The sequence below is a fragment of the Streptomyces sp. NPDC050704 genome, assembly GCF_040654355.1.
Taxonomy (GTDB): Bacteria; Actinomycetota; Actinomycetes; order Streptomycetales; family Streptomycetaceae; genus Streptomyces.
In genome coordinates this window covers 20,467-27,115 of the sequence record NZ_JBFAHW010000134.1, presented here as the reverse complement: position 1 = coordinate 27,115, position 6,649 = coordinate 20,467, and the positions used below count along the sequence as shown (strand labels likewise).

Genomic DNA, 6,649 nt, shown 5'->3' with positions numbered 1-6,649 from the left:
CTGTTCCTCTTCCTATCGCACCAATCCCCCCGCCCCCCCGCCCCCCTTAGGGGCGCGGGGAACTGCGCGACCAGCCACAACGAACCCGCAGACAAAACCGGCGCCCCCAGCGGAGCTACACGTCGCGGTAGGCCTCCAGCAACCGCAACCACACCTCACTCACCGTCGGATACGACGGCACGGCATGCCAGAGCCGGCTCACCGGGACCTCGCCGGCGACCGCGATCGTCGCGGAGTGGATGAGTTCACCGACCCCCGGGCCGACGAAGGTGACGCCGCGGAGGATCTCGGCGTCGAGGTCGACGATCATGCGGGCGCGGCCGCGGTAACCGTCGGCGTACAGGCCCGCCCCCGCGACGCTGCTCAGATCGACGTCGACCGCGCGCACGCGGTGCCCGGCCTGTTCTGCCTCGGCGAGAGAGAGGCCGACCGAGCCTGCCTCGGGGTCGGTGAAGACGACCTGGGGGACGGCCGCGTGGTCGGCGGTCGCGGAGTGGGCGCCCCAGGGGTCGGTCTCCAGCAGCGGGACGCCGGCCGCGCGGGCGGCGATGGCGGCACCGGCGATACGGGCCTGGTACTTGCCCTGATGGGTGAGCAGGGCGCGGTGGTTGACGTCGCCGACCGCGTACAGCCACTCGCTGCCCGTGACCCGGCAGCTGTCGTCGACGGTGAGCCAGGAGCCGGCATCCAGGCCGATCGTGTCCAGGCCGAGGTCGTCGGTGCGCGGGGCGCGGCCGGTGGCGAAGAGGATCTCGTCGGCCTCGATGCGGTCGCCCTTGTCCGTGGTGACCACGACCGTCGAGCCGTCCCGCGTCACCGACTCGACCGCGGTGCCGGTGCGCACGTCGGCGCCCGCCTCCGTGAGCGCCTCGGCGACCAGTTCCCCGGCGAAGGGCTCCATGCGGGGCAGCAGGCCCTTGCCGCGGACGAGGACCGTGACCTGGGAGCCGAGGGCCTGCCAGGCGGTGGCCATTTCGACGCCGACGACCCCGCCGCCCACGACCACCAGGCGGCCCGGCACGGCGTGCGCGCTGGTGGCCTCACGGCTGGTCCATGGTTTGACCTCGGCGATTCCCGGCAGGTCGGGCAGTACTGCGCGGCTGCCGGTGCAGACCGCCACGGCGTGCCGGGCGGTGAGCACGTGCCGTTCCCCGTCGGGTCCTTCGACCGTGACCCGGCGGGCCCCGTCGAGCCGCCCGTGCCCGCGGTAGAGGACGGCTCCGATGCCGTCGAGCCATCCGACCTGGCCGTCGTCCTTCCAGTTGGAGGTGTAGTAGTCGCGGTGGGCGAGGACCGCGGCGGCGTCGAGGGGGCCCTGCACCGACTGGCGCAGACCCGGCACTCGGCGCGCGTCCGCGCGGGCGATGACCGGGCGCAGCAGGGCCTTGCTGGGCATGCACGCCCAGTACGAGCACTCGCCGCCGACCAGTTCGCTCTCCACGACCGCGGTGGACAGGCCCGCCGCGCGGGCGCGGTCGGCGACGTTCTCCCCCACGGGCCCGGCCCCGAGCACCACGACGTCGTACGCGATGGATTCCGATTCCGTCATGGGGCCAGTCTGATGGTTGGTGTGGGCCGTGGCCACACGGGTACGTGCGCGGAATACGTCGCCGATCGGCGCCGTTGTGCACAGCGGCTACGCCCCGACCCCAGGAAGAGGGAATCAACGCCATGAGCAGCACCGTGGAGCTCACCAAGGACAACTTCGACCAGATGGTCACGGACAACGAATTCGTCCTGATCGACTTCTGGGCGTCCTGGTGCGGCCCGTGCCGGCAGTTCGCCCCGGTCTACGAGAAGCAGGCCGAGGCCAACCCCGACCTGGTCTTCGGCAAGGTCGACACGGAGGCGCAGCCGGAGCTGGCCGCGGCCTTCAACATCCAGTCGATTCCGACGCTGATGATCGTCCGTGACCAGGTGGCGATCTTCGCCCAGCCCGGGGCGCTGCCCGAGGCCGCCCTGGAGGACGTCATCGGGCAGGCCCGGAAGCTGGACATGGACGAGGTCCGCAAGTCCGTCGCGGAGCAGCAGAGCGCCGAGCAGCAGGCCGAGTAACTCTGGAAGCCGGGAAGCCCCGGAACCAGGTGGCCCGGAACTAGAAGGGGTAGCCCGCCACGTCCCCGCGCACCGTCGTCCACCGCAGTTCGGTGAAGGCCTCCAGATTGGCCTCGCCGCCGAACCGGGCGCCGGTGCCGGACGCGGCGATGCCGCCGAAGGGCGCGACGGCCTCGTCGTTGACGGTCTGGTCGTTGATGTGGACGATGCCGGTCGGCACGCGCTCGGCGAGGTCGAGGCCGCGGGCGGTGTCCCGGGTGACGATGCCCAGTGAGAGGCCGTACGGTCCCTGGGACGCGAGGGCGGCGGCCTCGTCGGCGGTGGTGAAGGAACGGACCGGGGCGACCGGGCCGAAGACCTCCTCGGTGTACGCCGGGGTCGAGTCGTCGACTCCGGCGAGGACGGTCGGCCGGTAGAACAGCCGCTCGTGGGTACCGCCCGCCGCCAGCTTCGCGCCACGTGCGGTACTGGACTCCACCAGGCCGTGGATCTTGGCGAGTTGGGCGTCGTCGATGATCGGTCCGAGGTGCACGTGCTCGCGGTGCGGGTCGCCGACGGCGAGCGAATCGGCCTTGGCGGCGAGGCGCTCGACGTACTCCTCGTACAACGAGGCGTGGACGAGGTGGCGGCCCGTCGTCATGCAGATCTGCCCCTGGTGGAAGAACGAGCCCCAGGCCGCGGTGGAGATGACCGCGTCGAGGTCGGCGTCCGCCAGCACGATCAGCGCCGAGTTCCCGCCCAACTCCAGGTGTACGCGCTTGAGATGGCGGCCCGCCGCCTCACCCACCGCACGCCCGGCCGCGGTCGAGCCGGTGAAGGAGATCACCGGCACCAGCGGGTCGGCGACCAGCGCCTGTCCGGCCTCTGGTCCGCCGGGCAGTACCTGCAGCAGCCCCTGCGGGAGGCCCGCCTCGGCGAAGACGGCGGCCAGCGCCAGGCCGCCGCAGACGGCGGTGCGCGGGTCCGGCTTCAGTACGACGCCGTTGCCCAGCGCGAGCGCCGGGGCCACCGAGCGGATCGAGAGGATCAGCGGGGCGTTGAAGGGGGCGATGACGCCCACGACGCCGGCCGGGACGCGCCGCGTGTACGACAGGCGGGGCGCCTCCGACGGCAGGACCTGGCCCGCCGGACGTGAGGCGAGGCCGGCCGCCTCGTAGCACTCCTGGGCCGCGACGTGCAGTTCGAAGTCGGCCTTGCCCGGGACGGAGCCGGACTCGCGCACGATCCAGTCGCGCAGTTCGTCGGCGTGCGCGGTGAAGAGGTCACCGGCCTTGCGGAGCACGGCGGCCCGGACGAAGTGCGGTGCGCGCGCCCATTCGGCCTGGGCGGCACGAGCCGCCTCGGCCGCGGCCGTGACGTCCTCGCCGGAGGCGAGCGTGACGGTGCCGAGCGTGTCGCCGGTGGCGGGCTCGGTGACGGCGTACTCACCACCCGACAGGGTGCGGGACTGCCAGTTCTTCGGGTCGAGCAGTGACATGACGGCGTTCCCATCGATCAGTGATCACCGGCGGGACTCACGGCGCGAGCGGAAGTCCCGTGTAGTTCGCGGCCAGTTCGGCTGCCGCGGGGCGGGATGCCGTGATCCGGCGCAGACGCGCGAGCTGAAGCCGGTTCTCGAAGGCATCCCCATCTGGTTGAGCGTGCAACATCCTAGTCATGTCGTACGAGAAACGCGTCGCCTGCCAGACTCGGTCGAGACTCAACTCCGAGTACCTGTCGAGGAGTTGGGCCGAGCCGGAGCGGTGGAGCTCGGCGAAACCGCGGGCCAGCACCCGGACGTCGGACACGGCCAGGTTCAGCCCCTTGGCCCCCGTCGGCGGCACGATGTGCGCGGCGTCCCCGGCCAGGAAGAGCCGTCCGTGGCGCATCGGCTCGTGGACGTAACTCCGCATCGGCGTCACGGACTTGGCGGTGATCGGGCCGCGCTCCAGCCGCCAGTCGCCGTCGATCGCGAAGCGTGCGTCGAGCTCGTCCCAGATGCGCTCGTCGGGCCAGTCGTCCGGGTCGGTGCCGTTCGGGACCTGCAGATACAGCCGCGACACGGATGTCGAGCGCATGCTGTGCAGCGCGAAGCCCTCCTCGCCGCGCGCGTAGATCAACTCCTCGCAGGAGGGCGCCACATCGGCCAGGATCCCGAGCCAGGAGTAGGGGTAGTCGTGTGCGTACGTGCGGCTCACGGCCGCCGGGAACGTGTCGCGGGCGATGCCGTGGAAACCGTCGCAGCCGATCACGTAGTCGCAGGCGAGGGTCTGTTCACGACCCTCGTGCACAAAGCGAACGACGGGTGTGTCGGTCTCCGGCTTCTCGATGGCCAGCGCCTCGGCCTCGAACAACAGCGGTGGCCCGTCGGCGAGTTGGAGCACGACGAGGTCCTTCACGATCTCCGTCTGGGCGTAGATCGTGACGGTGCGGCCGCCGGTGAGCACCGGGAAGTCGATGTGGTGCCGCTCGCGGTCGAAGCGCAGCTCGATGCCGTGGTGGAGCAGTCCCTCCGCTTCCAGCCGGTCGGCGGCGCCGCACTCGCGCAGGGCGTCCACCGTGCCCTGCTCCAGCATTCCGGCGCGCTGCCGCTGCTCGACGTACGCGCGGGTCCTGCTCTCCAGGACGACGCAGTCGATCCCCGTCCGGTGCAGTAACCGGGCGAGCAGGAGCCCGGCCGGGCCCCCGCCGATGATGCCGACCGTGGTCCGCATGACGCGCCTCCCAGGTGTTCAGCTCGATTCGCGGTGCACGACTCTCGCTCCGAGTACCTCGTACGCCTGCGTCGCGGCGACGGGCTCGCGCACCGCCCGGTCGACCAGCTCGGCGAGTTCCCGTCCGGACGGCAGCTCCAGGTGGACGGTGCTCAGACGGGGGCGCAGCAGCCTGCCGAGCATCAGGTCGTCGGCGCCGATGACGGCCGTGTCGCCCGGAATGCCGATGCCCTCGTCCTGAAGGGCCCGCATCACCAGCATCGCGTACTCGTCGTTGTACGCGAACACGGCGTCAAGACCCAGGGAGCGCCAGCGCGCGGCGAGCTGGGCAGCGGCCCCCTCGTCGTAGGCCAGCGACAGCTCGGTCACCGACGCGTCCGTGCCGTCCACCGCACGGCGGACACCTTCGAGCCGGGGCTTGGAGTAGACCTCAAGACCGGTGTCCTGGGGCATCACGACGCCGATGCGCCGCCGGCCGCCGGCCACCAGGTGCGTGCCGGCGCTGTGGCCGACCCGCTCGTGGTCCATGAGGAGCGCGTGCGCGCCCTCGACGCTGTCGGGGCCGAGTGTGACGACGGCCCGGGCGCCGGAGCGCTTGAGGACGGCCACCCCGTCGGGGGTGAGCCCGCCGCCGGGCACCAGGACGGCTACCGGGCGCAGCTCGGCCCAGGCGCGGACCGCCTCGTCACCCTGGAGGCCGACGCTGCCGTACTGCACGACGGTGTAGTCGAGGCGGCCGAGCGCCCACTGGAGTTCGTTGAAGAACTGGCTGTAGAGCGGGCCCACGGGCACGTCCGGCGCGGGCATCAGGACCATGCGGCTGTGTCCGGCGCGCAGACTGCGGGCCGCGGCGTGCGGGACGTAGCCGAGTTCCTTGGCGGCCTGATGGACGCGGCGGCGCGTGGGCTCGCTGATCCGTACGGCGCTGGTGTTGTTCAGAACGTAGGAGACGGTCGCGCGCGAGACCCCCGCCAGGCGGGCCACATCGGCACTCGTCGGCACGGAGTGCTGCGCGGGCGATGAAGGGGCGGATGTTTTCGGTATCTGCACCATGACGTACCGCATCTTTGCAGAAGCCGGATCCGGGCTCCGGAGCGGGGGAACCTCCGCACCGGGGAACGCTACCCGAGGCCGGCCGACTCGGTACGTGTCACGCGTGCGACCAGGTCGATCCAGCCGGCCTCCAGGCGCTCCAGCGGCATCCCGCGCTCCTTGGTCAGGTGATGGATCAGGGCGGGGTCGAGAGACCCGAGCAGCGTCTGCGCGAGGAGCACACCGTCGGCGTCCGGCACCGCCTGCCGCAGCAGCATGGTGATGTGGCTGGCGAGGACGCGCCGGGGCGGGGACGAGAAACGGCGGGTCGGCTCCGGCTGGGCGGCCAGCTGCAGATCGAGTTGGTCGGCCATGTGGCGCAGGACGGCACAGCCGAACGCCCGCAGCCGTTCGACGGGCGGCGCCCCGGGCCCCAGGGGCGGCGGACCACTGAGGAAGTCGGCCTGGAGCTTCTTCTCCGAGTGGTCGAGCAACGCCGTGAGTAGGCCCGTCCGGTCGCCGAAGCGCCGGAACACGGTCCCCTTGCCCACCGAGGCCGCCACGGCCACCGCCTCCATCGTGACGCAGGCCGCGCCGTGCTCCGTCACCAGGCGCGCGGCCGCCTCCAGCAGCCGGGCCCGGTTGCGGGCCGCGTCGGCGCGCAGGCACGGCTCGTCCTCGCCGGAGCTGAGCTCCAGCAGTACGGGCTCGTCGGTCGGCTCCTGGTGTTTCGGAAAGGGCGGCAGCGAGGCGGGCATGAGGCCAGCCTATCCCCTCGGAAGAAAACTGGACCGCGGTCCGTTTGACTGGTACAACTTAAACGGACCCCGGTCCGGATCGTAACGGCAATATTTCGTCCCCTTGGAGAT

6 protein-coding genes are annotated in these 6,649 nt (G+C 71.7%); 1 reads left to right on the top strand and 5 read right to left on the bottom strand.

Features of this window, described 5'->3' with window-relative positions; genetic code table 11:
* Positions 1-115 precede the first annotated feature (115 nt).
* Positions 116-1,549 carry an NAD(P)/FAD-dependent oxidoreductase gene (locus AB0I18_RS44510; RefSeq protein WP_363111504.1) on the bottom strand — a complete coding sequence of 478 codons (1,434 nt, stop codon included), beginning with the start codon at positions 1,547-1,549 and terminating at the stop codon, positions 116-118.
* Positions 1,550-1,671: 122 nt separating this feature from the next.
* Here AB0I18_RS44510 and trxA point away from each other — a divergent pair, with 122 nt between their 5' ends.
* On the top strand, positions 1,672-2,055 hold the full coding sequence (gene trxA, locus AB0I18_RS44505; protein WP_363111503.1) for a thioredoxin: 384 nt from the start codon (positions 1,672-1,674) through the stop codon (positions 2,053-2,055).
* A 40-nt stretch (positions 2,056-2,095) separates the two neighbouring features.
* Here the strand turns inward: trxA and AB0I18_RS44500 are convergent, their stop codons facing one another.
* The 4 genes from AB0I18_RS44500 to AB0I18_RS44485 all read right to left on the bottom strand — a co-directional run bounded on the left by AB0I18_RS44500 (position 2,096) and on the right by AB0I18_RS44485 (position 6,538).
* Positions 2,096-3,532: a benzaldehyde dehydrogenase gene (locus AB0I18_RS44500; protein ID WP_363111502.1), complete on the bottom strand. Its 1,437-nt coding sequence runs from the start codon at positions 3,530-3,532 to the stop codon at positions 2,096-2,098.
* Positions 3,533-3,569: 37 nt separating this feature from the next.
* Positions 3,570-4,748, bottom strand: a complete 1,179-nt coding sequence (locus AB0I18_RS44495; RefSeq protein ID WP_363111501.1) for a 4-hydroxybenzoate 3-monooxygenase — start codon at positions 4,746-4,748, stop codon at positions 3,570-3,572.
* A gap of 18 nt (positions 4,749-4,766) precedes the next feature.
* Positions 4,767-5,801: a LacI family DNA-binding transcriptional regulator gene (locus AB0I18_RS44490; RefSeq protein ID WP_363111500.1), complete on the bottom strand. Its 1,035-nt coding sequence runs from the start codon at positions 5,799-5,801 to the stop codon at positions 4,767-4,769.
* Positions 5,802-5,869: 68 nt separating this feature from the next.
* Positions 5,870-6,538, bottom strand: coding sequence for a helix-turn-helix domain-containing protein (locus tag AB0I18_RS44485; protein WP_363111499.1), 669 nt, complete (start codon positions 6,536-6,538; stop codon positions 5,870-5,872).
* Positions 6,539-6,649 lie beyond the last annotated feature (111 nt).

Bases quoted from the DNA above. Each gene is read 5' to 3' on its own strand.
- AB0I18_RS44510 (WP_363111504.1), bottom strand. From the start codon at position 1,549: ATGACGGAATCGGAATCCATCGCGTACGACGTCGTGGTGCTCGGGGCC.
- trxA (WP_363111503.1), top strand. From the start codon at position 1,672: ATGAGCAGCACCGTGGAGCTCACCAAGGACAACTTCGACCAGATGGTC.
- AB0I18_RS44500 (WP_363111502.1), bottom strand. From the start codon at position 3,532: ATGTCACTGCTCGACCCGAAGAACTGGCAGTCCCGCACCCTGTCGGGT.
- AB0I18_RS44495 (WP_363111501.1), bottom strand. From the start codon at position 4,748: ATGCGGACCACGGTCGGCATCATCGGCGGGGGCCCGGCCGGGCTCCTG.
- AB0I18_RS44490 (WP_363111500.1), bottom strand. From the start codon at position 5,801: ATGGTGCAGATACCGAAAACATCCGCCCCTTCATCGCCCGCGCAGCAC.
- AB0I18_RS44485 (WP_363111499.1), bottom strand. From the start codon at position 6,538: ATGCCCGCCTCGCTGCCGCCCTTTCCGAAACACCAGGAGCCGACCGAC.